We start from the raw sequence: 478 nt of genomic DNA on the forward strand, positions 1-478 counted from the left end.
TCGTGTTCGTGTTCCCCGGCCAGGGCTCCCAATGGCCCGGCATGGGCGCCGAACTCCTCGACAGCTCACCAATTTTCGCCGCCTGGATCGAACGCTGCGAACAAGCGCTGCAACCTCATGTCGACTGGTCACTCACCGAAGTGCTGCGCGAGGACGCACTCGACCGCGTCGACATCGTCCAACCCGCACTCTGGGCCATCATGGTCTCCCTCGCCGAAACCTGGCGCGCACTCGGCGTCGAACCCACCGCCGTCATCGGCCACTCCCAAGGCGAAATCGCCGCCGCCACCCACGCCGGAATCCTCACCCTCGACGACGCCGCCCGCATCACCGCACTCCGCAGCCGAATCATCGCCCACACCCTCGCAGGCCACGGCGCCATGGCCACCATCGCCCTACCCCCCAACCAACTCCACACCCACCTCACCCAACACCCCCACACCAACATCGCCGCAATCAACGGACCGACCTCGACGGT

At 66.5% G+C, this 478-nt stretch carries 1 protein-coding gene; it reads left to right on the plus strand.

Features of this window, described 5'->3' with window-relative positions; all coding sequences use genetic code 11:
• Positions 1 to 478: acyltransferase domain-containing protein (locus tag ON39_RS33835; RefSeq protein ID WP_040740312.1), on the plus strand; the 478-nt coding region annotated here is incomplete at both ends.

It is taken from the genome of Nocardia tenerifensis NBRC 101015 (assembly GCF_000308715.1).
Classification (GTDB): domain Bacteria; phylum Actinomycetota; class Actinomycetes; order Mycobacteriales; family Mycobacteriaceae; genus Nocardia; species Nocardia tenerifensis.